Consider the following 24,612-nt stretch of genomic DNA (forward strand, 5'->3'; position numbering starts at 1 on the left):
GATGAAAGTTTTAGTAGTGATGCCATTTAAAGATAAGCATAAAGCATTAATGGCTCAAAATTTTCCTCAAGTAGAATTTATTTATGAACGCAATCCAGGCAAAGAACTAGTGGAAAATGTGGAGGCAATTATTGGCAATGTTAAGCCGAGTCTATTGAAAGATGCTAAAAATTTAAGATGGTTGCAATTAAATAGCGCAGGTACTGATGGATACTGTGAAAAAGGTATTTTGCCAATGCAGACTATATTAACTAATGCTACAGGAGCATATGGTTTAGCTTTATCTGAATATATGCTTGCTGTATTGATGGCTATGCAGAAAAAATTATATAGTTATCACGATAATCAAAAACAATCTCTATGGAAAGATGAAGGAGAAGTAACTTCTATTTTTGAGTCTACTATCTTAGTCGTGGGTTTAGGTGATATAGGAAGTTGTTTTGCTAAACGAGTAAAAGCCCTAGGTGCAAAAGTAATCGGTATTAAGCGTCGCCTTGGTGAAAAACCAGACTATATAGATGAATTAGTTAGCCTAGATAAACTAAATGAGTATTTACCTAAAGTTGATATAGTGGCTACTGTATTGCCAGGAACGAAAGCGACTTATCAGATTTTTGATAAAGAAAAATTCGCTTTGATGAAAAAAGGTGCATTCTTTATTAATGCAGGTCGTGGAAGTGCTGTAGTTGAAGATGATTTAATAGAAGCTTTAAATTCAAATCATTTAGCAGGTGCTGCTATTGATGTAACGCATATAGAGCCATTACCACAAACAAGTGCTTTATGGCAGACAAAAAATCTGCATATTACACCACATACAGCAGGTCAATATCATTTGGCAAAGACTTTGGACAATATAGTGAATATCGCTAAAGATAATTTGCAAGCTTTGATAGATGATAAAGAATTAAAAAATATTGTCGATTTTGAAACTGGATATAAAAAATAAAAATAGCCACTCATTATAGTGATAAATAATGAGTGGCTTTGTTTTTTATATTAAGCTTTCCAAAGGCTGTGAAGATTGCAATAAGCATAAGCTGTAATTACTTCTTCACCATCTAAAAGAGCAAATTGAGCTATTGGAGAAGTATTTGGTTGTAGTACCTTACGTTGATTGCCTTTATTTGTTTCAAGTGATATCCATTCAATATAATGTTCAGGAATCATAGGATGTTCAACAGAGCCTACAGAAACAGTAACAATATTTCCTTCTTGAGAAATCACAGGAACGTGTTTTTCTACAGCAGCATCAGTAGTACCAGGAATAATTTCTTTCATTTTTTCGCCACAGCAGATAATAGGCACGCCTTTATCTTTTACAAAAGCAATGATATTACCGCAGTGTGAACAAATATAAAATTTTTGAGACATAAAAATCCCTCCTCAAATATATAATAACTATATTATAGCATTATATACAGATACAGACCTAGCATTTAATGTATTTTGTTGGTAAATTTTAGGTCTATTTTGTGGCTTGATAAATGCTTTATCATCAAATTCTGTATTGATGATTAACTGCCAAGGCGTATCATGTGGAAGTGATGGTAAATTAATGCGATGATTTTCCCAGTGAGCGTTGATAGCGATATAGATAAAATCATCACGACCATCTTCTGTTTTGCCTGTCAACATAATGCAGACAACACGATTGACATGAGAAGAGTCAAACTGCCATGGATTAATACCATGTAAGCTTACAGTAGGATAATTTTTAGGTGTACTCTTAGAAGCACGGCGGAAAAGAGGGTGTTCTTTTCTAAACGCAATTAGCTGTTTGAAGAATAAGAACATATCATGATTTTCTTGTAATTGGTTCCAATTCAACCATGAAGTTTCATTATCTTGGCAGTAAGCATTATTATTGCCAAATTGAGAATTACAGAACTCATCACCAGCTAGAAGCATAGGAATACCAATGCTACAGAATAAGATTGTTGCAGCATTGCGTACCATTTTTCTACGTAAAGTCAAAATTTCAGGGTCTGTTGTTTCGCCTTCAACACCACAGTTCCAACTGATATTATCATTAGCACCATCTGTATTATTCCAACCATTTTCTTCATTGTGTTTTTCATTGTAAGAGAATAAATCCCATAATGTGAAACCATCATGACAAGTAATGAAGTTGATGGAAGCATAATTACCTCGATTAGAAGGATTGTAAATATCTTCAGAACCAGTGATACGATTTACTATAGCCTGAGCAAAACCTAAATCGCCTTTGAGGAAATGGCGAACATCATCACGATAATGACCATTCCATTCAGACCATTTACCATAAGCAGGAAATGTACCTACTTGATATAATCCACCAGCATCCCATGCTTCAGCAATTAAAATAGAATTATTGAGCAATGGGTCGAAGGTCAATAATTCTAAAAGTGGAGGGTTACTCATAGGAGAACCATCTTGATTGCGTCCTAAGATGGAAGCTAAGTCAAAACGGAAGCCATCAATATGATATTCAGCTGTCCAATGGCGTAAACAGTTTAAAATCATTTGGCGAACAATTGGATTATTGCAATTTAAAGTATTGCCACAACCACTGAAATTATAATATTCACCATTTGGTCCTAGAATATAATAGGCTTTATTATCAATACCCTTAAAGGATATATATGGGCCACGTTCATCGCCTTCTGCTGTATGATTAAAAACAACATCAAGAATAACTTTTATATTATTTTTATGTAATTCTTTAATTAGATTTTTAAATTCATAATTTTGCATGGAGTATTTTCCACTAGCAGCATAGCCTGCTTTAGGCGCAAAAAAAGATATTGGATTATAACCCCAATAATTTAAAAGGCGATTACCTTTACTATCATAACGAATGGTATCATTAATGACATCTTCGTTTTCATCAAATTCAAAGATTGGTAAAAATTCAACAGCATTGATACCTAATTCTTTGAGATAAGGAATTTTTTCAATAAATCCAGCATAAGTCCCAGGGTGTTTTACTTTGGAAGATTCATGACGAGTGAAACCACGTAAATGTGTTTCATAAATGATTAAATCACCATGGTCTGTTTTTTGTGGTAAATCATAGTCTAATTCAAAATCACTGATTACTACTTTGGAACGATATTGAAATATATTATCTTTATCTGGCAATTTACCCCATTCGTTGCGACCAGAGACCATTTTAGCATATGGGTCTAAGATGATTTTGTGACGGTCGTAAATATCGCCAGTAGTTTTATCATATTTTCCATCAATGCGAAAACCATATTCTATATTTTCATAATCTAAATCGAGTACAATCATGGCAAAAACGTTGCCAACACGATAATTTTCAGGATATGGAATTATCGCAAAAGGTTTAGGTGCTCTGTCTTTGAACAATACTAATTCACAACTTGTAGCACCGGCTGAATATATGCAAAAATTAACTCCTCCAGGAACAATAGAGGAGCCGTTTAAGCGGAAAAATCCGCGTCTAATTTTAAATTGTTTGAACGTATCAGTAGGCAGAATATCTAATTGCATGATAACACCTCATTAATGTATCAGAGCATATTTTTTTATAGCATCATCAATTGAAGGAGCGAGTTCAATTGTATCTGTTAAACCTGTTAAATCAAATATTTCTGATATTTTATCAATTATGGAAACAAAGATTGCTTTTATATTTAATAATTTAGCTTTGTTGGCAATATTAGAAAGTAAATATAGACCATAATTAGAAATGTAATTACAATCAGACATATCAATTATAATATTGTCACCAGAAGTCATTTTATCTAAAATTTCAATTTTTGCTTGTTGTGCAGTAGATATATCTAATTTACCCTTTATTGCTATAATGTGAAGTTTTTCCTTTTGATTAGTGCGAGTTTCCAATATAATAAATACCTCCTAATGACTATAAATAAAAATAATATTATAATAAATTTTAGCTATACAAAAATATAAATAATACTACTAATGTATATATATTAGCTAAATAAGCAATATATTGTAAATTGGAATATAACGATATCTGCCTACTAATATAAAATTTAATATAGTTTTAAATTTAATTATAGCTAGAAATAGGGATTTATATATCTGAATAAAATGACTAAATTATATTATGGTATATTTCCTAATATTATTTTATAAAAGTTTACACTGTTTTGCAAGTATTAGAGTCTTATTTGTTAGCTTTGGTCAATAAAAAATCAATGCAGAAATTAATCTGCATTGATTTTATTATTATTATTTATTTAATGGTTTTTTTAAGATAGCTAAGAGAATCATAGAAACGACAGCACCTATAGCTATAGCTAATAAGTACATGAGAGGATTTCCAATTGTTGGAACAACGAAAATACCACCGTGTGGAGCACGAAGAGTACATTCAAAAGCCATAGACAAAGCACCAGCCACAGCAGACCCGATAACACAAGATGGAATTACACGAGCAGGATCAGCAGCAGCAAATGGAATTGCACCTTCAGTGATGAAAGATAATCCCATTACGTAGTTTGTGATACCAGATTTTCTTTCAGCTTCAGTGAAGCGATTGCCAAAGAATGTAGTACAAAGAGCAATAGCGATTGGAGGAACCATACCGCCTGCCATAACAGAAGCCATAATACCAAATTCACCATCAGCTAAAAGAGCAGTACCTGTTACATATGCTGCTTTGTTGAATGGGCCACCCATATCGATGGACATCATACCGCCAACGATAATACCGATTAAAATACGGCTACTAGGATCCATACCTTTTAATGTTTCAACAAGCCATGTATTAATAGCACTTACAGGAGGGTTGATAATGAAGGTAATAGCAATACCCATCAATAATACACCAAATAAAGGATAGATTAAGATAGTTTTGATACCTTCGAGAGATTCAGGTAATACTTTGCAAACTTTTCTAAGACCTAAAATGATATAACCAGCAGCAAAACCTGCGATTAAAGCACCCAAGAAACCAGAACCACCAGTGTTTGCCATAGCACCACCAACGAAACCAGCAACAAGACCTGGGCGGTCAGCAATACTCATACCGATAAATCCAGCAAGTACAGGAAGCATAAATCCAAAAGAAACACCGCCGACATTTTTGAAGAAGGCAGCAAGTGGAGTATTAGAACCGAAATTAGAAGGATTAGCTGGATCATAAACATCGACTAAGAATGCAATAGCGATTAAGATACCACCGCCAACAACGAATGGAAGCATATGAGAAACACCATTCATTAAGTGTTTATAAAGTTGACGACCGATACTTTCATTTTCACTAGAAGCAGTGGAAGCACTGTCATCATCGCCAGAACCTTTATAGATAGGAGCATCTTGAGCCATAGCTTTGTCTAAAAGCTCATCAGCTTTATTAATACCATTAGCTACTTTAGTAATGATAACATGTTTACCATTGAAACGAGCCATTGGTACATTTTTATCGGCAGCGACGATAATACATTTTGCATTAGCGATATCTTCATCAGTTAATACATTTTTTCTACCGCCAGCACCATTTGTTTCAACTTTGATAGAAATATTTTTGCGTTTAGCATGTTGTTCTAAGGATTCAGCTGCCATATAAGTGTGAGCAATACCAGTAGGGCAAGCTGTAACAGCTAATACATCATAACCAGTAGAAGTTTCTTCTTTGGCAGGTGCAGTTTCTGCTTTAGTTTCTTCTTCAGTTGGTGGATTTTCTTTATCATTGATTAATTTTAAGAATTCATCTACAGATTTTGCAGCGATTAAGGATTCTTTAAAATCAGGATCCATTACCATCATAGCGAGTTTACTTAATAATTCTACATGTAAATCGCTTGCAGTATCTGGAGCTGCAATCATGAAGAATAAGCGAGATGGATTGCCATCTAAAGCTTCAAAGTCCATACCATCAGGAATAACCATAGCAGCAAGACCAGCTTCTTTTACAGCAGCGCTTTTTGCATGTGGTGTAGCGATACCATCGCCTAATCCAGTGGAACCAGATTCTTCACGAGCTATTACGGCTTTTAAGTATTCTTCTTTGTTATTGAGGTTACCGCTTTTTTCCATTAAATCAGCTAAGATTTCAATAGCTTCAGTTTTGGATTTTGGCGGAGCAACATTTAATTGAATACTAACTGGTTTTAATAAGTCGGTAATTTTCATTTAATATATCTCCTTAATATTATTAACTTTTATGAAGTTAGTTATTTAAAGTTTTTAATAAAGCTTCAACTTCACTGCGAGTTGCTAAATTTTCAGAGAAAGCAGAAGCAGAACCAGTAGCAACTCCCATATAGAAAGCTTTTTCATAGCTATTTGTTTCGATATAGCCTGTTAAGAAACCAGCAACCATGGAATCACCAGCACCGATGGAGTTTACCAATTTTCCTTTAGGAACAGGGCTATATGTTATGGAACCGTCTTCAGCGACTAAGATAGCACCATCTTTACCCATAGAAACTAATACATTTTTCGCTCCCATATCCTGAAGTTTTTTAGCATAAGTGATAATGTCATCATTGCAAGTTAGAGTAACATTAAACATTTCAGCTAATTCATGGTTATTAGGTTTGATTAAGAAGGGATGATATTTTAAAACATTAAGTAAGAGATTTTTAGTAGCATCAACAACGATATTGATGTTGCGATTTTCTAAATGAGCCATGATTTTTTCATAGATATCATCTGGCAAAGTTTTAGGAATACTACCAGCTAAAACTAAAGTATCACCAGCAGTTAATTTATCTAATTTAGCAAATAATTCTTCAATAGCATTTGCTGGAATATCAGGGCCTTGACCATTGACTTCAGTTTCTTCGTCATTTGTTTTAATTTTTACATTTATACGAGAAAAGCCATTTGGTAATTCAATGAAATCACTTTTACAACCAAAGCTATGAAGCTGGCGAATGATTTCTTTTCCAGTGAAACCGGAAATAAAGCCTAAAGCTGTACTATCAATACCAAGATTTTTCAATACGATAGAAACGTTAATACCTTTTCCGCCACCTAAAACTTGTTCATAATTTACACGGTTAGTAGCTCCAGCAATAAATTCTGGCATGCGAACAATGTAATCGATAGCAGGATTAAATGTTACAGTATAAATCATTTACAACACCTCCATGATATTTGTATAATCAAGATATTTTTTATCTTTTAAGATGTCAGTGATGATGATGGCATCTTCTAAGTTAGCAAAAGTTATAGGTGTTATTTGGTCAAATTTAGTGGAGTCAGCCAAGACATAAGCTTCTTGACAGTGTTTTAAAGCAGTTTTCTTCACACAAGCTTCAACACTATCAGGAGTAGAAAACCCTGCCTGAAGGCTAATACCATTTGTGCCAAAGAAGCCTTTAGTAAAATTATAAGGTTGAAGATTTTCGATAGATGTTGTGCCGATAATAGCTCCAGTAGATTTTTTTAATTGACCACCAATGATGAAAGCTTTAAAACCTTTATCAGTTAATTTTTGAGCATGAATAATGCCGTTTGTTATATAGGTGGCTTTTTTTTCAGTTAAATGGTCAATGATTAATTCTGTAGTAGTACCAGCATCAATATAAATTAAATCATGAGGTTTTACTAAACTAGCAGCTTTTTTGGCGATTAAGTTCTTTTCTGTAATTTGTAAATCATGTTTAGTGTGAATGTCTTTTTCATCAGCAGTATAAAAATCAATGCTAGTTGCTCCGCCATAGACTTTACGGAGTTTTCCAGCTTTATCAAGTGCTGTCAAATCACGACGAATAGTAGATTCAGATGTATTTAATAAAGTAGTTAATTCTAATAAAGTAACGCTAGATTTAGTTTTTAGTAAATTTAAAATAGCACAATGACGATCTTGTGTTAACATAAGCTCACCTCATTTCAAGATTATTATATCACTCAAACTCAATCAAAGTCAATCATATAATGATTGAAATTTGCCAAAATAAACCAAAGTCAGTCAATTAAATTATAATTATCTCTATCATAAGTATTTTTTCATAGAGAATATATATATAAATATGATATGATTAAAATAAAAAAGGAGGTTACATATTGAATACTAAAAAAAGTAAATTGAGCCAGTACGTGAAGAAATATATTTATATTTTTATTGGTTCGATAATCACAGCAATAGGGTTAGAAATATTTTTAATTCCTAATAATATAATTGATGGTGGCGTAGTAGGTGTTTCTATTATGCTTAGTGCTATAACAGGACTTCCTTTCGGTGCATTTTTAATTTTGATAAACTTACCTTTTTTATATTTAGGATATAAACATATAGGTAAAGCTTTTGCTATAGCGACTACTTTTGCTGTAATATCATTGTCATTTTGGTCTAGTGTATTTTTACCTGTATTGCCGGTAACTAATGATTATTTTTTGGCAGCAGTTTTTGGCGGTATTATCACGGGAACAGGTGTAGGTCTTATAATTCGCAATGGTGGCTCTTTAGATGGAACGGAAATTGTGGCGATTTTGACAGATAAGAAAACAGTTTTTTCTGTTGGCGAAATTGTCATGTTTATAAATCTATTTATTTTAAGTAGTGCAAGTTTAGTTTTTGGCTGGGATAAAGCTATGTATTCATTAGTAGCTTATTTTGTTATCGCTAAAATGATTGATGTGGTTTTAAAAGGTTTAGAGGAAACTTATTCTGTAATGATAGTTACTTCACAACATACGGATATTTTAAATCGTTTGATGTTGGAAATGGATAAAGGTGTAACTGTGCTTCATGGAGAAGGTGGTTATACGAAAGAAAAACGAAAAATTTTATATTGTGTAGTAACTAGATTAGAGATAGATAAATTAAAAAATATGGTTTTAGATATAGATGAAGGTGCATTTGTAACTATTAATCCTGTTAGTGATATTGTAGGTGGAAGATTGAGAGTAAAGAAAAATCATTAAATAATATATTAAATGTATAATTACATAAATAATTTGTAACTTTTTAAAATGCTTGACGATATAATAACTAGAGAACTATAATACAAGGTATAAGAAAACTTTATATAATTTAATAAAATAATAAAAATAATATATAAAAATATAGCTACAAATTATGTGTTTTTTGCATTTACATATATTATAAAAATTTAATTAGGGAATAAATAATATTCTTATTATTTTATATAAATATTGGGTCTAATATGATATTTTTCATTCATACCTTAGTCAGGAAAAATGAGTGGGTCTAGTATTTAATTTATTTAGGAGGGGTACTGTGGAAAAGTATAATTCTATTTGGGACATGTACCAAAAAAAAGGAATGAGTCGTCGTTCCTTCATCAAAGCTTGTACAGCAATGGCTGCTATGCTTGGCATAGCTCCAAGTATGTTATCTGAAGTTGTAGAAGCAGCAGAAAAAAGATTACCAGTTGTGGTATGGCTTCATGGTCATGAATGTACAGGCTGTAGTGAAGCCTTCATTCGTTCTGGAGCACCAATGGCATCTGACGTAGTGTTAAATATGATTGCTTTAGAGTATGACGATACTTTAGCAGCTGCCAGCGGACAACCATTTGAAGAACATCTTCAAGAAATTATTAAAGCATATGATGGTCAATATATTTTGGCTGTAGAAGGAGCAGTACCTGCTCTTGCAGATTCTGGCTATTGTATGGTAGGTGGTCATGCTTTCATTAATCAGTTAAAAGAAGCAGCAGCTCATTGTGCTGCAATTATTAACTATGGTTCTTGCTCTGCATGGGGTGGTATTCAAGCTGCTAGACCAAATCCTACACAATCTACTGGCGTACCTAATATTATTGGTGATAAACCTATTATCAATGTACCAGGTTGTCCACCAATTCCAGAAGTAATGACTGGTGTTATCGCTCATTATGCTATGTTTGGTAAATTACCACCTGTAGATAATGAAGGACGTCCAAAACAGTTCTTTGGCAATCGTTTGCATGATACTTGCTATCGTCGTCCATTCTTTGATGCTGGTCTTTTCGCTGAAGATTTCAATGATAAAGGTGCTAAAGCAGGTTGGTGCTTATATAAATTAGGTTGCCGTGGACCTGAAACTTATAGCTCTTGTGGTAACCTTCGTTGGTGGAATGGTTTATCTTATCCTGTACAATCTGGGGCAAGTTGTATCGGTTGTACAAACAAAAACTTCTGGGATGAAGATCCATTATATGAACGTATACCAGATGTTCCAGGTATTAGTAGCCTAGGTCTTGGTAATATTGATACAGTTGGTGGTATTGCACTTGGTGCTATGGCTGTCGGTATCGCAGGACATGCAGCTACATCTGCTATTCAGAAAAAGAAAAGAGATGCAGCTGAAGCTAAAAAAAGCTCTGAAAGAAAGGACGGTTGATAAATAATGGCACATATAGTAGTAGACCCAATAACACGTATTGAAGGACATTTACGTGTAGAAATTGAAGTGGAAGGCAATAAAGTAACAGATGCTATTTCTAGCGGAACAGCTTGGAGAGGTCTTGAAGTAATTGCTAAAAATCGTGACCCTCGCGATTTATGGGCATATATTCAACGTATTTGTGGCGTATGTACTAGTTCTCATTCTTTGGGCTGTGTTCGTGCAGTAGAAGATGCACTCGGCATTAAAATTCCTAAAAATGCAAACTATATCCGTAATATAATGGCAGCAACACTTACTGTTCATGACCATTTAGTACATTTTTATCATTTACATGCATTGGATTGGGTTAGCCCACTTGAAGCATTAAAAGCAGACCCAACAGCAACTGCTAATTTACAAAATGCAGTGCTTGCAAATTATAAATTACCATTTAATGGTCCAATGGAATATGATTTTTCTGCATATCCAAAAGATTTCCCAAAAGCAACACCAGCATATTTCCAAGCAATTAAAGATAAAGTTCAAGCTTTAGTTAGCGGTGGACAGCTTGGTATTTTTGCTGCAAACTGGTGGGATCATCCAGATTATCAAATTCTTCCTCCAGAAGTACATTTAATGGCTATCGCTCATTATTTAAATATGCTCGATAAACAACGTGAAGTAGTTATTCCTCATGTTATTTTTGGCGGTAAAAACCCACATCCTCATTATGTTGTTGGTGGTATGCCATGCGCTATTTCCATGGACGAAATGAATGCTCCTGTTAATAGCCAGCGTTTAGCTGCTGTAGATACTTCCATCAATTTAAGCATGGATTTAGTAAATAATTTCTATTTACCTGACTTATTAGCTATTGGTCATATTTATGCTCAGAAAGGTTTAATCACTGGCGGTGCTGGTCTTGCTAAAGAACGTGTATTAGGATTTGGCTCCTTCCCAGAAGAACCATTTGCAGGTACAGCTAATGGTGGAGATTGGTTCAATCAAATCATGATTCACTGCAATGCTGTAGTTGAAAACTTTGGTGCTGGCGTTATGAACGCAAAAGTTACTGAAGTTACAGCTGATGACTTAAAAGATCCAGAAGTATTAACAGAAACTACAACTCATGCATGGTATAAAGATGGCGATGCTCTTCATCCATGGGATGGTAAATCTGAAGCTGAATACACTGGTGATAAAAACGGTAATAAGAGCCATTGGGAACAGCTTAATGAAAAAGGCAAATATTCCTGGATTAAAACACCATTATGGCGTGGCAAAATGGCAGAAGTTGGACCTCTTGCTCGTTATATTATTATTTATACAAAAGTTAAACAAAATCTTCTCCAACCAAATTGGGCAGAAAAGATGATGGTAGATCAAGTAGATGCTATTTCTAAATTATTAAATGTAGCACCAGAAGTATGGTTACCATCTACACTTGGACGTACAATTACTCGTGGTTTAGATGCACAGCTTAATGCTTGCATGAATAAATATTTCTTCGGAAAACTCATTAAAAATATTGCTAATGGTGATACAGATACAGCTAATACTACTAAATGGGATCCATCTACATGGCCAACTGAAGAAGTAAAAGGTGTAGGTCTTTATGAAGCTCCTCGTGGTGCACTTAGCCATTGGGTTGCAATTAAAGATAAAAAATGTAGCAACTATCAAGCAGTAGTACCAACTACATGGAATGCTTGCCCTCGTGATGAAGTGGCAGGTCAAGGTGCTTTTGAACGCGCTATGATGGATACTGCTGTTAAAATTCCAGAAAAACCATTAGAAATTGTCAAAGCTATACGTTCTTTTGACCCATGTATAGCTTGTGCTACTCACTTATATGATGCGAAGGGAAGAACAATAAGTACAGTTAATACTGACCCTTATATTAGGGGTGGTTTAAATGGCTAAGTTAGTTCATCCAAAGGGACAATTAAAGAAATATTATATTTTTAGTCCATTTTTAAGAATATTTCATTGGATTATGGTTTGGTGTATTGCTGGATTATTTATTACAGGATTGTTGATTATGGACCCTATTTCTGGTGGTCCAGGTCATGAACCAACTTTTGCAGATTGGCGTTTGTCTGTAGATTTAATCCGTAATATTCACTTCTTATTAGGCTTTATTTTTACAGCTTCATTTACTTTGCGTATTTATGGCTGGATTATCAATCGTGGTGACCGTTTGTTACCTAAATTCTGGACTACTAAATACATGGAAGAAACTGTAGAAGTAGCACTTCACTACAGCCTATTAAAATATTCTCATAAACCATATTTACGTAATCCTTTGGCTCGTGGCTCATATTTAGCATTATATATTATGGTTTTAGTAGAAATCGTAACAGGTTTTGCTATGTACTATATGCCTAACTCCACAGGTGTACCAGCTTCTATTTTTGGTTGGTCAATCGGTATGTATGGTGAAATGATTTTCCATTGGGTTCATCATTATTTTGCTTGGTTCATTATGTTCTTTGCTATGGGTCATGTATATATGGTATTCAGAGCAGATTTAATGGAACGTGAAGGTGAAGCTGCTAGTATGTTCTCTGGTACAAAAACTTTAGCACATATTCCATCTGATATTGATGACCTCAAAGATAAAAAAGGACATGTTGCAGAAGATTAAGGAGATGTAACTTTCATGTGTCTTACTTGTGGTTGCCTTTTTGGTGGAAAAGGTAATAAATTAAGATTTAAAGTTGAAGGATATACAAAGGAAAATGCTAAAGAACTTAAAGAAAGTTTATTAGGATTACCTGGAGTATATAACGTTCATATTCATGCGCATAACGGTGAAACAACGATTAATTATAATCCTGCTAAAACACCGCTAACACAGTTGACGGCTGAATTTGCTCAGCGTGGGTTGACTGCTCTGTTATAAGGAGATAAAAACAGTCGGGTTTTTACCCGACTGTTTTATTATTTTAGATTATGCATGAAATGGCATTAGCAGAAGGCATTTTAGATATTGTGCTTTCTTATGCAGATAAAAATGAAGCAAAAAAAGTAACAGAAATTTCTGTTTTAGTTGGCGAAATGACAGGTGTTGTAGATGAGTCTTTAGAGTTTTGTTTTACTTCTATAGCTAAAGACACGAAAGCTGAAGGAGCAAAATTGATTTTAAAGAGAATACCACTTGTAGCAAGATGTTTAGAATGTGGTAAGGAAACTAAAATAGAAAGATATAACTTTACTTGTCCTCATTGTGGTTCTTTGCGCATGGAAACTATATCGGGACGAGAGCTTCGAGTAGAATCATTGGAGGCGGATTGAATGGATATTCCTGTAATGCAAGATATTCTTGGCAGAAATGATGAAATTGCTGGCAAGAATAAATCTTTATTTGATAAACATGGTATTTTAGCTATTAATTTATTGGGTTCTCCTGGTTCAGGTAAAACAACTTTATTAGAACGAACTATCGCTCACTTAAAAAATGATTTACGCTTAGCTGTAATTGAAGGTGATTTATTTACCGATAAAGATGCTGATAGAATAGCACAGCATAATGTGCCAGTAATCCAGATTAATACAAATGGCGGTTGTCATTTAGATGCGCCAATGGTAGAAGAAGTACTTGGCGATTTAGACCTTGATAAATTGGATGTTGTAATCATTGAAAATGTGGGTAATCTAGTTTGTCCAGCAGAATTTGTCGTTGGTGAAGATATGAAGGTTACCGTTTTAAGTATTACTGAAGGCGATGATAAACCATTAAAATATCCAATTATTTTCAAAGAGTCTAAAGTTGCTATTTTAAACAAAGTTGATATTTTGCCATTTACTAATTTTGATATGGAAGCTGCTAAACATGATTTAAAATGCATTCATCCACAGCTTGAAATCATGGAAACTGCTGCTTCTAAAGATGTAGGTGTAGATAAATGGTGTGATTTTATCCGCAGTGAATTTAAGAAAAAACAAGAACAGTTAAAATTAGGAGAATAATTATGGCAGATATTTCAGTTGTAGGTATTGGCAATATCATCATGCAAGATGAAGGTTTTGGTGTTAGATGTGCAGAATATTTGCAGAAAATCACTGACTATCCTGATTTTGTACAAATTATTGATGGTGGTACTCTAGGTATGGATTTAATGCCATATATTGCAGGTACTAAGAAATTATTATTGATTGATGCGATGAACATTGATGCGCCTGTAGGTAGTTTTCATAGTTTTACAGGTGATGAATTAAATGCATATTTTAAAGATAAAATATCTGTACATGATTTAGGCGTTAATGATATGTTAGCTGTTTTGAAATTGACAGATAATCCTATTGAAGAAGTCGTTGTAATGGGTGTAAAACCAGAGGTTGTTTCTATGGGATTGGATATGACAGAAAAAATAGCTGAAAAAGTACCAGAAGTAGCTCAAAAGGCTAAGGAGCTAGTTGATAAATGGGTAGCAGAGTATCAGAAATAAAAAGATATCAGATACGTGTAGAAGGTATTGTACAAGGTGTAGGTTTTAGACCGTTTATATATGGTTTAGCTATAAAGTCTTGTTATAGCGGTTATGTATTAAATGATGTAGAAGGCGTTTTGCTGGAAATTCAGGGACAAGATATAGATATAGAAAATTTTTGTCAATGTATAAAGACAAAAGCGCCTAAAGCATCATATATAACAAATATCAGCTATCATGAGATTGATGTAATTTGTGATGATAAAGAGTTTATAATTCAAAAAAGCCCACAAGGTTTGACGAAAGAAACTTTGATTTCTCCAGATTTAGCTATTTGCGAAGATTGTAAACGAGAAATAAAAGATAAAAACAATAGAAGATATCAATATGCTTTTACGAATTGCACAAATTGTGGGCCACGTTTTTCCATAGTGCAAGACATTCCTTATGACCGCCAAAATACTACGATGAAAGTATTCCCTATGTGTAAAAAGTGCGAAGATGAATATACTAATCCATTAGATAGACGATTTCATGCTCAACCAAATGCTTGTGATATTTGCGGACCACAGTATAAATTAGTAGCTGATAAAGTATATATAGCTAATGAAAGTATAAAAAAAGCACATGAATTAATCAAAAAAGGTGCTATTGTCGCTGTAAAGGGGATAGGCGGATATCATTTAGTCTGTGATGCTTTTAATGAAGAAGCTGTAGCTAATTTGCGACAGCGAAAAATTCGCGAGGATAAACCTTTTGCAGTGATGGCTACTAATCTTGATATAGTAAAAAAAATCTGTGAAGTGAACGATAAAGAAGAAGAATTATTGACTTCTATGCAAGCACCGATTGTTTTATTGCATAAAGCAAAAGCTTATAACTTAGCATCAAAGGTAGCACCTCATAATGCTTATTTAGGTGTGATGATAGCATATGCACCAATTCATTATTTATTATTAAATGATGATGATGTATTTGTAATGACAAGTGCTAATTTAAGTGATGAGCCGATTGTTTATCAAGATGAAGAAGCTAAATCGCACTTATCAACAATAGCGGATTATATACTTTCACATAATAGAATTATTCAAACGCGTGTAGATGATTCTGTAGTGCGAGTGTTTAATGATAAACAGATGTTAATACGCAGAAGTAGAGGATATGCTCCTTCTCCAGTATTATTAAAAGGCGATTTGATAAGTGATATTCCTGTGTTAGCCTGTGGCCCAGAATTAAAAAATACTTTTTGTATGACGAAAGGGCAAAAGGCTTTTTTGAGTCAGCATATAGGTGATTTAGAAAATATGGCAGTCAATAACGCTTATAAAAATAGTATTGATTTATTTAAGCGTCTATTTACTATTAAACCAAAGCTTATTGCTTGTGATATGCACCCTGAGTATTTTTCGACAAAATTTGCTAAAAGCTATGCTCAAGATAATGATTTACCATTAATACAGGTACAACATCATCATGCACATATTGCCTCAGTTATGGCAGAACATGATTTAAAAGGTGATGTAATCGGTGTTAGTCTAGATGGTACAGGTTTTGGCGATGATGGTCATATTTGGGGCGGAGAATTTTTTATAGCCAATTTATCTGGATATGAACGCAGAGGACATTTTCAATATATGCCATTGCCATCTGGAGCCAAAGCGGTAAAAGAACCATGGCGATTGGGTTTATGGATAGCGTATAATCTGTATGGTGAAGATATCAAGGACAAATATCCTGAATTATTAAAGGTGAATTGGCAATTATTGATAAAAGCTACACAAAAAGGATTTAATGCTCCATTTACTTCTAGTGCTGGCAGAATTTTTGATACTGTAGCTAGTTTGCTAGGTATTTGTTATCAGATAAATTATGAAGGACAAGCAGCTATTGAATTGGAAAAAATAGCTTACGATAGCGATGGCGAAGTTTTGCCATTTATGATAAATAAAGAATTAGGTCAATATATCATAGATTTTATGCCTATGTATCAGCTTTTATATGATTTAAAACAGAAATATTCTGTAGCATATATAGCGAAATCTTTCCATTTGACTATGGCAAAAGCTATTTGTGAAATGATAGATTTATTGGGTAAGGAAAGTAATTTAAATAAAGTAGTATTAAGTGGTGGTGTATGTCAAAATATCACTTTGTTGGATTTAATCTACAAAGAATTACAAGATAGATATGATATTTACATTAATGAAAAAGTACCGTCTAATGATGGCGGTATAGCTTTAGGTCAAATGGCAGTGGCTTTGACTCGTTATTTACAAGAAAATGATATTGAAATAGTGAAATAGATAGGAAGGGTTTTTATGTGTTTAGCGGTACCTGCAAAAGTTATTGAAAAAAAAGACATGGTGGCGACTGTAGAAGTAGAAGGTATTCGCCGTGATATTAGCTTGATGTTATTACCAGAGGCTAATGAAGGGGATTATATTTTGATGCATGCTGGTTTTGCCATTCAAGTAATTGATGAAGAAGAAGCGAAAATCACTACTGAATTATTGAAAGAGGTGCTTGGAACTAATGAGCCAGCAAGTGGACGAAACGAAACAGATAGCAGCATTCTTGCTTAAAGAAATAGATAGATTAATAGATAGACCCGTGCGTATTATGGAAGTATGTGGTACACATACAGTATCTATTTTCCGTGCAGGAATTCGCCAATTATTGCCAGAAAAAGTAGAGCTAGTAAGTGGCCCAGGTTGCCCTGTATGCGTTACACCAAATGATTATTTAGATACAGCGATTGCATATGCTCGTCAAGAAGATGTTATTATCACTACTTTTGGCGATATGTTAAAGGTACCAGGTACATCATCTAGTTTAAATCAGGTAAAAGCAGAAGGTAGAGATATAAGAATTATTTACTCTCCTATGGATAGTTTGCAAATAGCAAAAGATAATCCTGATAAAAAAGTTATTTTTCTTGCTGTTGGTTTTGAAACAACTTCTCCTACAGCAGCAGCTACAATACTTGCAGCAAAACAGCAAAATATAAAAAACTTTTTTGTATTAACAGCACATAAATTGACTCCGCCAGCAATTGAAGCATTGCTTTGTGATGAAAAAATAAAAATAGATGGCTTTTTACTTCCTGGTCATGTTTGTGTAATCACAGGTGAAGAGCCTTTTACATTTATTGCAGAAAAATATCATTTGCCAGCAGTTGTAGCAGGTTTTGAGCCACTTGATATTTTGCAGGCTATTTATATGATTGCAAAACAAATTCATGCAAAAGATTTTAAAATCGAAAATCAATATAAGCGTGTGGTAAAAACATTAGGTAATATGCAAGCGCAAAAAATCATGGATTTAGTATATAAAAAAGCATCTGCTAATTGGCGTGGCTTGGGTGTAATCGAAAATTCAGGATTGGACTTAACAGATGCTTTCAGTGAATTTGATGCTTTGAAGATGATACCAGTGAATAAGGAAATATCCAAAGAACCTGCTGGTTGTCGTTGTGGTGAAGTACTTCGTGGTTTAGTAAAACCTACAGATTGTCCTCTTTTTGGCAAGGTATGTACACCAAATCATGCAGTAGGTTCATGTATGGTTTCTGTTGAAGGAACTTGTGCTGCTTGGTATAAATATGGTTCGAGAGTATTTCATTTTGAATAAGTTTAAAAATTTTGGTGGTGATAATATTGGTAGGTAATTTTGGTGCAAATGACGTAATTACTATGGCACATGGCAGTGGTGGTCAAGCAGGTCATGAGCTTATGGAAAAAATTTTATTGCCAGCATTTGATAATCCTATATTAAGGGAAATGCACGATGGTGCTAAATTAGATTTAAGTACAAATAAAATAGCATTTACTACAGACTCATATGTAGTAAAACCTTTGTTTTTTGCTGGCGGTAATATTGGGAAATTGGCTGTTTGTGGTACGGTAAATGATTTGGCTATGACAGGAGCAATTGCTAAATATATTTCTGTGGGCATGATAATTGAGGAAGGTTTTCCGTTAAAAGATTTACAGGAAATAGTAAATACTATGCGTAAAGCTGCCGATGAAGCTGGCGTTTATATCGTTACAGGTGATACTAAAGTAGTGAATAAAGGCTGTGCTGATGGTATTTTTATCAATACTGCTGGTGTGGGAGAACGCATAGAAGGTGTGGAAATATCTCCATTGAAAGCGAAAGCAGGTCAAAATATAATTGTCAGTGGTTATTTAGGAGACCATTCAGCAACAATTATGGCATCTCGTCATAATTTAGAATTGCCAAGCGTGATAAAAACAGATTGTGCACCGCTTAATCATATGGTGAAAGAAATGCTCACAGTAGCGCCAAATATCGCTGTACTTCGTGATCCAACTCGTGGTGGTGTAGCAGCTGTTTTAAATGAAATAGCACAGCAAGCTCAAGTGGGAATTTTATTAGAAGAAGATAGTATTCCAGTGCGTGAAGAAGTACAAGGTTTTTGCGATATTTTAGGATTTGATCCACTTTATTTGGCAAATGAAGGTAAATTAGTAGCTTTTGTAGACCAAGAAGATACAGAAAATGTATTAGCTACAATGCATAAATTTGAATATGGTAAAAATGCTAGAGTGATTGGCAAAGTCATTGATAAAGCTATTGGCGAGGTTGGACTTCGCACAGCTATAGGTGGTATACGTATTGTAGATATGCCACAAGGTGAACAAATTCCACGTATTTGTTAATTTTTATCATAAAAATATTATTTATGGTTGACAAAAGGCTTATTGGCTTTTATAATATTATAAGTCAATAAGATATAGGGGTATCGCCAAGTTGGTAAGGCACGGGTTTCTGAATCCCGCATGCGTTGGTTCGAGTCCAGCTACCCCTGCCATTTGAAAGTTTACGTCGCTATTATAGCGACGTTTTTTTGTATTTTATATATAGATATATATAGAAAGGTATGTATGATAAAGTATGAAAGTTTTATTTATAATAGGTAATGGATTTGATTTATCACATGGTTTACATACTTGCTATAATGATTTTAAAGAATATTTATATGAAACTGATAGTGTTTTATATGATTTATTGAAAAACAAAATGTCTGATTTTTTATGGAGTAATTTTGAAGAAGATTTAGGATATTTAGATTTTTCAGATGAAATATCGTATTATTATAGAGAAATAGAAGATGGTTTTGATAGTTATAGTGCCGTTAATAATATGGTAGTAACATTATATGAGTGTAGAAAAATAATGGAATCTATGAATTATTTTGTTAAAAAATGGATAAAAACAATAGATACTTCTAAAGCTATAAAGCGAAAAAGATTTTTTGATTTAATAAAGAATAATGAATGTTATTTTTTGTCTTTTAATTATACAGATACATTAGAGAAAAAATATAATATAAGAAGAGTTTGTCATATACATGGTAATCTAAAAGGGAAATTGATACTAGGTCATGGTGAAAAATATATTCATACAAAAGAATGTAATATTAAAGATTATACAGATAATTATGCTACTTTTAGTGAATTAATAGAAATGCAAAATAATATAGATTTTATTCATAATATATTAAAAAAAGATGTATATAGCTTATTAAAAAAAATAGAAAATTTTTTGAGCAATTGAAAGATGTAGAACAAGTGTATTCTTATGGCTTTTCATATGGAAAAGTAGATTTACCATATATAAAAGAAATTATTAATAATATATCTAATAATAAAAATAGTAAATGGTTTTTTTATGATTATAATATTGATGAAAATAAAAAATATAAAAATTTAGTTAAATCGTGTGGATTTAACGGACAATATGATAGTTTTCATTGTTAAAAAGCTAGTGTAAAATATTTTACACTAGCTTTTTATATAAGATAAAAAATTTCATTATTTATTTTCTTTTAGATGTTCAAAGTATTTTTTAGTTTCAAGAGAAATCACACCGGAAAGAGCGATGATAGCAATTAAGTTTGGAATAGCCATCAAGCCATTTACGATATCGGCTAAAATCCAAATTGCTTCGAGTTTTAAGAAGGCACCAGAAGCAACTAAGCAGATGAAGATGATGCGATAAGGTAGGATACCTTTAATGCCGAATAAATATTGGCAAGCACGTTCACCGTAATAATTCCAGCCTAAGATTGTAGTGAAAGCAAATAAAGCTAAAGAAACTGTAAGGAAAATACCACCCATAAAACCATAATCCATGCTAAATGCTGTATTAGTCATAGCAGCACCAGAAAGGTCTCCAGACCAAACACCAGTTAAAACTAAAGTCAAACCAGTCATACTACAGATAATGATAGTATCAATGAAAGTACCAGTCATAGAGATTAAACCTTGTTCAGCAGGCCAATGTGTTTTTGCGGCAGCAGCTGCGATTGGTGCAGAACCAAGACCGGATTCGTTGGAGAATACACCACGTGCGATACCATTTTTCATAGCCATCATGATTGTTGAACCAGCAAAACCACCAACAGCAGCATGACCATTGAAAGCACTATCAATAATGAGTGCAACAGCAGCAGGAACATCTGAGATATGAAGTAAAATAATACCTAAGCAAGTTACGAAGTATAAAACAGCCATAAAAGGAACAATAGCTGAAGCTGCACGAGCAATACTTTTTAAACCACCTAAAGTAATACCAGCAACTAATAAAGTAAGAATAATATCAGTTATGTAAACTGGAACGCCAAAAGTCAAAGAAACACTATCAACAATAGCATTTACTTGAGCAAATGTACCAATACCAAAGAATGCAACTAAAATACAAAAAACAGCAAAGATAACAGCTAAAGGTTTATATTTTTTACCCATACCGAGTTCGATATAGTACATAGGTCCACCAGCAACTTGACCAATTTCGTCTTTAGAACGATATTTTATAGCGAGTAAACCTTCGGCATATTTTGTAGCCATACCAAAAAATGCTGCAACCCACATCCAGAAAATAGCACCAGGGCCACCGACTTCAACAGCAGTAGCAACACCGACGATATTACCAGTACCTACAGTAGCAGATAAAGCAAGACAAAGTGCTTTGAAACTACTGATATCGCCATCGCCTTTATTTTTAGCACTCAAGATGAGTTTCATAGCTAAAGGCAATTTAGCAACTTGTAATAATTTTAAACGCAGTGTCAAATAAATACCTGTACCAACCAATAAGATGATTAAAGGTGGTCCCCAAAGGAAGCTATCAATAGCGGAAATAATAGAAAAAAAGTCCATGAAAAAAGTCCTCCTCTTAGATAAATACATTTGTTTAGTATAGTGATACAAAAATATTTTCTATCATAGCATAAAAAAAGACAAATGTCACTGTAAAAAACACAAAAATACATTTTTATTTGAAAAAATAGCAAAAATAATTATAAAAATCCACTTACAATAGCAAGAAAGTAAAAATTTTTGACTTAATGTATATATTTTTCCTATGCTTATTTACTTTTTAAATGCTATATTGATATGTGAACTTTTAAGTAGAATTTTAAGCAAAAGAAAATCAAGGAAAATCTGAACGAAAAAAGAGATTAATTGCTTAGAAGGCTTATAAATGGTACAATATTAAAGAGAATAGGAGGAACGACATGGCTAATTTGGAAGAAAATATAAATAATGAAATAGATATTAAACATGATGAACCTGTAAAGATTCATTTAGATGAAGAAAGTGCAGAAGTAACTGCTGTAGAAGGCGATTATGGTGCAAATCAAATCCAGATTTTGGAAGGCTTAGAAGCAGTACGTAAACGCCCAGGTATGTATATTGGTAGTACATCAGCTCGTGGATTACATCATTTAGTATATGAAGTTGTAGATAACAGTATTGATGAAGCTTTAGCAGGATATTGTACTCATATAGAAGTAACAATTCATAAAGATAATAGTATTACAGTAACAGATAACGGTCGTGGTATTCCTGTAGATATGCACGAAAGTGGAAAACCAGCAGTAGAAGTAGTTCTTACTGTACTTCATGCTGGTGGTAAATTTGGTGGTTCTGGATACAAAGTATCCGGTGGTTTACATGGTGTAGGTGTATCTGTAGTTAATGCACTTAGCACAAATATGGAAGTAAAAGTAAAACGTGATGGCAAAATTCACGAAATTACTTTTGAAAAAGGTGTAACTAAAGAACCATTAAAAGTAGTAGGTCAAACTGATGAAACAGGTACATTAGTTCATTTTGTACCAGATGCAGAAATTTTTGATGAAACTGTTTATGATTATGATACTTTAAGACATCGTTTACGTGAATTATCCTTCTTAAATAGAGGTATTACTATTATTTTGACTGATGAACGTCCTGAAGAAGTTCGTCAAGAAACTTTCTATTTTGAAGGCGGTATTAGTTCCTTTGTAGAACATTTAAATCGTAATAAAGAAGTAATCAATCCAGAGCCTGTATATTTCAATGGCACAAAAGATACTACTGTTGTAGAAATTGCACTTCAGTATAATACAAGCTATAGTGAAAATATTTATAGCTTTGTTAACAATATCAATACTGAAGAAGGCGGTACTCATTTAGCTGGTTTTAAAAGTGCGTTGACTCGTGCTGCTAATGATTTTGCACGCAGACAAGGTATTATCAAAAATAACGAAGATAACTTAGTGGGTGAAGATATTCGCGAAGGTTTAACTTGTGTAATTAGCATTAAACTTCGTGAACCACAGTTTGAAGGACAGACAAAAACAAAATTAGGTAATTCTGAAGTTCGTGGAATTGTAGATTCTATTGTTAGTGAAGGCTTATCTGAATACTTTGAAGAAAATCCTGTCATTTCTAAAAAAATCATTGAAAAATCCATCATGGCATCTCGTGCTAGAGAAGCTGCGCGTAAAGCTCGTGAATTAACTAGACGTAAAAATGCCTTAGAAGTTAGCTCTCTTCCTGGTAAATTAGCTGATTGCTCTGTAAAAGACCCAGAACAAGCAGAAATTTATCTTGTCGAAGGTGATAGTGCGGGTGGTAGTGCAAAACAAGGTCGTGACCGTCGTTTCCAAGCTATATTGCCACTTCGTGGGAAAATTTTAAATGTAGAAAAAGCACGTTTAGATAAAATCCTTAACAATGAAGAAATTCGCACTATGATTACTGCATTTGGTAGTGGTATTGGTTCTGAATTTGATATTACAAAACGTCGTTATGGAAAAATCATCATTATGACAGATGCCGATGTCGATGGTGCTCATATTCGTACATTGTTATTGACTTTCTTCTATCGTTATATGAGACCATTAATTGAAAATGGTCATGTATATATTGCGCAACCACCACTTTATCAGATAAGAAAAGGTCGTAGCCATTGGTACACTTATAGCGATGAAGAATTAGCGCAAAAATTAGATGAAATTGGTAGAGATGGTATCACTGTACAACGTTATAAAGGTTTAGGGGAAATGAATCCAGAACAGTTGTGGGAAACAACTATGGACCCTGAAAAACGTACAGTATTGCAAGTACATCTTCGTGAAGCAGAAGAAGCAGATTCTATTTTTACTATCTTAATGGGTGATAAAGTAGAACCTCGTCGTCGTTTTATTGAAGAACATGCAAATCTAGTTAGAAATCTCGATTTATAAAAATAAAAAGACTTACTACTTAAATTGAACTGCACCCCAAAAGTTGGACACAAAACAACTTTTGGAGGTGCAGTTTTTTTATGACTAAATACTCAAATGAATTTAAAGTTAAAGCAATTAAAATGGTTTTAAAAGGAAATTCTATTTCTCATGTAGTTAAAATTCTAAACATGCCAGATATAGCTCCTCTTTGCAGATGGATATCTCATTATGAACATGGTGGTATTCCACAACTTCTTCATAAAAATCGTAAATATACTCCTATCTTTAAGCAAAAAGTTATTGAATATAAATGGCTACATCATTTATCATTAAATCAATCAGCAGCCAAATTTTCCATTCCTAATACTGGTACAATTTCTACATGGGAAAAG

The 24,612-nt window shown here is 33.5% G+C and carries 24 protein-coding genes and 1 tRNA gene; 18 read left to right on the top strand and 7 right to left on the bottom strand.

Translation table 11 applies throughout. The features are described from left to right. Position 1 precedes the first annotated feature (1 nt). Positions 2-949 (top strand): D-2-hydroxyacid dehydrogenase, encoded by a 948-nt coding sequence (locus BMX03_RS07255; RefSeq protein WP_091694632.1) that lies wholly within the window; start codon positions 2-4, stop codon positions 947-949. 50 nt (positions 950-999) lie between these two features. Here BMX03_RS07255 and BMX03_RS07260 read toward each other — a convergent pair whose 3' ends face one another. The 6 genes from BMX03_RS07260 to BMX03_RS07285 form a co-directional block, all read right to left on the bottom strand. After that, the gene (locus BMX03_RS07260) at positions 1,000-1,374 is read right to left on the bottom strand and encodes a desulfoferrodoxin family protein (protein WP_091694634.1); all 375 of its coding nucleotides are present in this window, start codon (positions 1,372-1,374) and stop codon (positions 1,000-1,002) included. 27 nt (positions 1,375-1,401) lie between these two features. Then, entirely contained in the window at positions 1,402-3,498 is a 2,097-nt protein-coding gene (locus BMX03_RS07265; protein WP_022227830.1) for a glycogen debranching protein, read from the bottom strand. 12 nt (positions 3,499-3,510) lie between these two features. Continuing rightward, positions 3,511-3,852 (bottom strand): STAS domain-containing protein, encoded by a 342-nt coding sequence (locus BMX03_RS07270; RefSeq protein ID WP_018999264.1) that lies wholly within the window; start codon positions 3,850-3,852, stop codon positions 3,511-3,513. A gap of 357 nt (positions 3,853-4,209) precedes the next feature. Next, positions 4,210-6,114, bottom strand: coding sequence for a PTS fructose transporter subunit IIABC (locus BMX03_RS07275; protein ID WP_015562032.1), 1,905 nt, complete (start codon positions 6,112-6,114; stop codon positions 4,210-4,212). Between the two features lie 37 nt (positions 6,115-6,151). Then, positions 6,152-7,063: a 1-phosphofructokinase gene (gene pfkB / locus BMX03_RS07280; RefSeq protein WP_075555028.1), complete on the bottom strand. Its 912-nt coding sequence runs from the start codon at positions 7,061-7,063 to the stop codon at positions 6,152-6,154. After that, on the bottom strand, positions 7,064-7,807 hold the full coding sequence (locus BMX03_RS07285; RefSeq protein WP_015562034.1) for a DeoR/GlpR family DNA-binding transcription regulator: 744 nt from the start codon (positions 7,805-7,807) through the stop codon (positions 7,064-7,066). 188 nt (positions 7,808-7,995) lie between these two features. Between BMX03_RS07285 and BMX03_RS07290 the strand changes: the two genes are divergently transcribed. The 15 genes from BMX03_RS07290 (at position 7,996) to BMX03_RS07360 (ending at position 20,480) form a co-directional block, all read left to right on the top strand. Further along, on the top strand, positions 7,996-8,856 hold the full coding sequence (locus tag BMX03_RS07290; protein ID WP_008539133.1) for a YitT family protein: 861 nt from the start codon (positions 7,996-7,998) through the stop codon (positions 8,854-8,856). Between the two features lie 316 nt (positions 8,857-9,172). Further along, positions 9,173-10,279 carry a hydrogenase small subunit gene (locus BMX03_RS07295; RefSeq protein ID WP_008539132.1) on the top strand — a complete coding sequence of 369 codons (1,107 nt, stop codon included), beginning with the start codon at positions 9,173-9,175 and terminating at the stop codon, positions 10,277-10,279. 6 nt (positions 10,280-10,285) lie between these two features. Further along, positions 10,286-12,187 (top strand): nickel-dependent hydrogenase large subunit, encoded by a 1,902-nt coding sequence (locus BMX03_RS07300; protein WP_008539131.1) that lies wholly within the window; start codon positions 10,286-10,288, stop codon positions 12,185-12,187. Next, positions 12,180-12,911 carry a Ni/Fe-hydrogenase, b-type cytochrome subunit gene (gene cybH / locus BMX03_RS07305; protein ID WP_022228427.1) on the top strand — a complete coding sequence of 244 codons (732 nt, stop codon included), beginning with the start codon at positions 12,180-12,182 and terminating at the stop codon, positions 12,909-12,911. Before BMX03_RS07300 ends, cybH begins: the two co-directional genes overlap by 8 nt. A gap of 15 nt (positions 12,912-12,926) precedes the next feature. Next, positions 12,927-13,169, top strand: coding sequence for a cation transporter (locus tag BMX03_RS07310; RefSeq protein WP_015562036.1), 243 nt, complete (start codon positions 12,927-12,929; stop codon positions 13,167-13,169). Positions 13,170-13,219: 50 nt separating this feature from the next. After that, positions 13,220-13,561, top strand: coding sequence for a hydrogenase maturation nickel metallochaperone HypA (gene hypA, locus BMX03_RS07315; RefSeq protein ID WP_008539125.1), 342 nt, complete (start codon positions 13,220-13,222; stop codon positions 13,559-13,561). Beyond that, positions 13,562-14,236 (top strand): hydrogenase nickel incorporation protein HypB, encoded by a 675-nt coding sequence (gene hypB, locus BMX03_RS07320; RefSeq protein WP_022228428.1) that lies wholly within the window; start codon positions 13,562-13,564, stop codon positions 14,234-14,236. A 2-nt stretch (positions 14,237-14,238) separates the two neighbouring features. After that, a complete protein-coding gene (locus BMX03_RS07325) occupies positions 14,239-14,715 on the top strand; it encodes a HyaD/HybD family hydrogenase maturation endopeptidase (protein ID WP_008539123.1) in 477 nt (158 codons plus the stop codon). Then, a complete protein-coding gene (hypF, locus tag BMX03_RS07330; protein ID WP_091694637.1) occupies positions 14,691-17,000 on the top strand; it encodes a carbamoyltransferase HypF in 2,310 nt (769 codons plus the stop codon). Before BMX03_RS07325 ends, hypF begins: the two co-directional genes overlap by 25 nt. A gap of 15 nt (positions 17,001-17,015) precedes the next feature. After that, entirely contained in the window at positions 17,016-17,279 is a 264-nt protein-coding gene (locus BMX03_RS07335; RefSeq protein ID WP_075555030.1) for a HypC/HybG/HupF family hydrogenase formation chaperone, read from the top strand. Continuing rightward, positions 17,230-18,327, top strand: a complete 1,098-nt coding sequence (gene hypD / locus BMX03_RS07340; RefSeq protein ID WP_075555031.1) for a hydrogenase formation protein HypD — start codon at positions 17,230-17,232, stop codon at positions 18,325-18,327. Before BMX03_RS07335 ends, hypD begins: the two co-directional genes overlap by 50 nt. A gap of 62 nt (positions 18,328-18,389) precedes the next feature. After that, the gene (gene hypE / locus BMX03_RS07345) at positions 18,390-19,379 is read left to right on the top strand and encodes a hydrogenase expression/formation protein HypE (RefSeq protein ID WP_039881468.1); all 990 of its coding nucleotides are present in this window, start codon (positions 18,390-18,392) and stop codon (positions 19,377-19,379) included. Between the two features lie 76 nt (positions 19,380-19,455). Beyond that, positions 19,456-19,531: transfer RNA gene (locus BMX03_RS07350), tRNA-Gln, on the top strand. Between the two features lie 83 nt (positions 19,532-19,614). Then, a complete protein-coding gene (locus BMX03_RS07355; protein ID WP_091694640.1) occupies positions 19,615-20,277 on the top strand; it encodes an AbiH family protein in 663 nt (220 codons plus the stop codon). Continuing rightward, positions 20,274-20,480, top strand: coding sequence for an AbiH family protein (locus BMX03_RS07360; RefSeq protein ID WP_177159368.1), 207 nt, complete (start codon positions 20,274-20,276; stop codon positions 20,478-20,480). Before BMX03_RS07355 ends, BMX03_RS07360 begins: the two co-directional genes overlap by 4 nt. Positions 20,481-20,534: 54 nt before the next feature. On the opposite strand, the gene BMX03_RS07365 is transcribed toward BMX03_RS07360, so the two are convergent. Further along, positions 20,535-21,881 (bottom strand): alanine/glycine:cation symporter family protein, encoded by a 1,347-nt coding sequence (locus tag BMX03_RS07365; RefSeq protein WP_008539118.1) that lies wholly within the window; start codon positions 21,879-21,881, stop codon positions 20,535-20,537. A 359-nt stretch (positions 21,882-22,240) separates the two neighbouring features. Here BMX03_RS07365 and gyrB point away from each other — a divergent pair, with 359 nt between their 5' ends. Together gyrB and BMX03_RS07375 are read left to right on the top strand one after the other, a co-directional pair. Next, entirely contained in the window at positions 22,241-24,238 is a 1,998-nt protein-coding gene (gene gyrB / locus BMX03_RS07370) for a DNA topoisomerase (ATP-hydrolyzing) subunit B (RefSeq protein WP_008539117.1), read from the top strand. A gap of 80 nt (positions 24,239-24,318) precedes the next feature. Then, positions 24,319-24,612, top strand: a 294-nt coding sequence (locus BMX03_RS07375) for a helix-turn-helix domain-containing protein (protein ID WP_143052078.1), incomplete at its 3' end; no start/stop codon positions are given.

The organism is Megamonas sp. Calf98-2 (assembly GCF_900110235.1).
GTDB lineage: Bacteria > Bacillota > Negativicutes > Selenomonadales > Selenomonadaceae > Megamonas > Megamonas funiformis.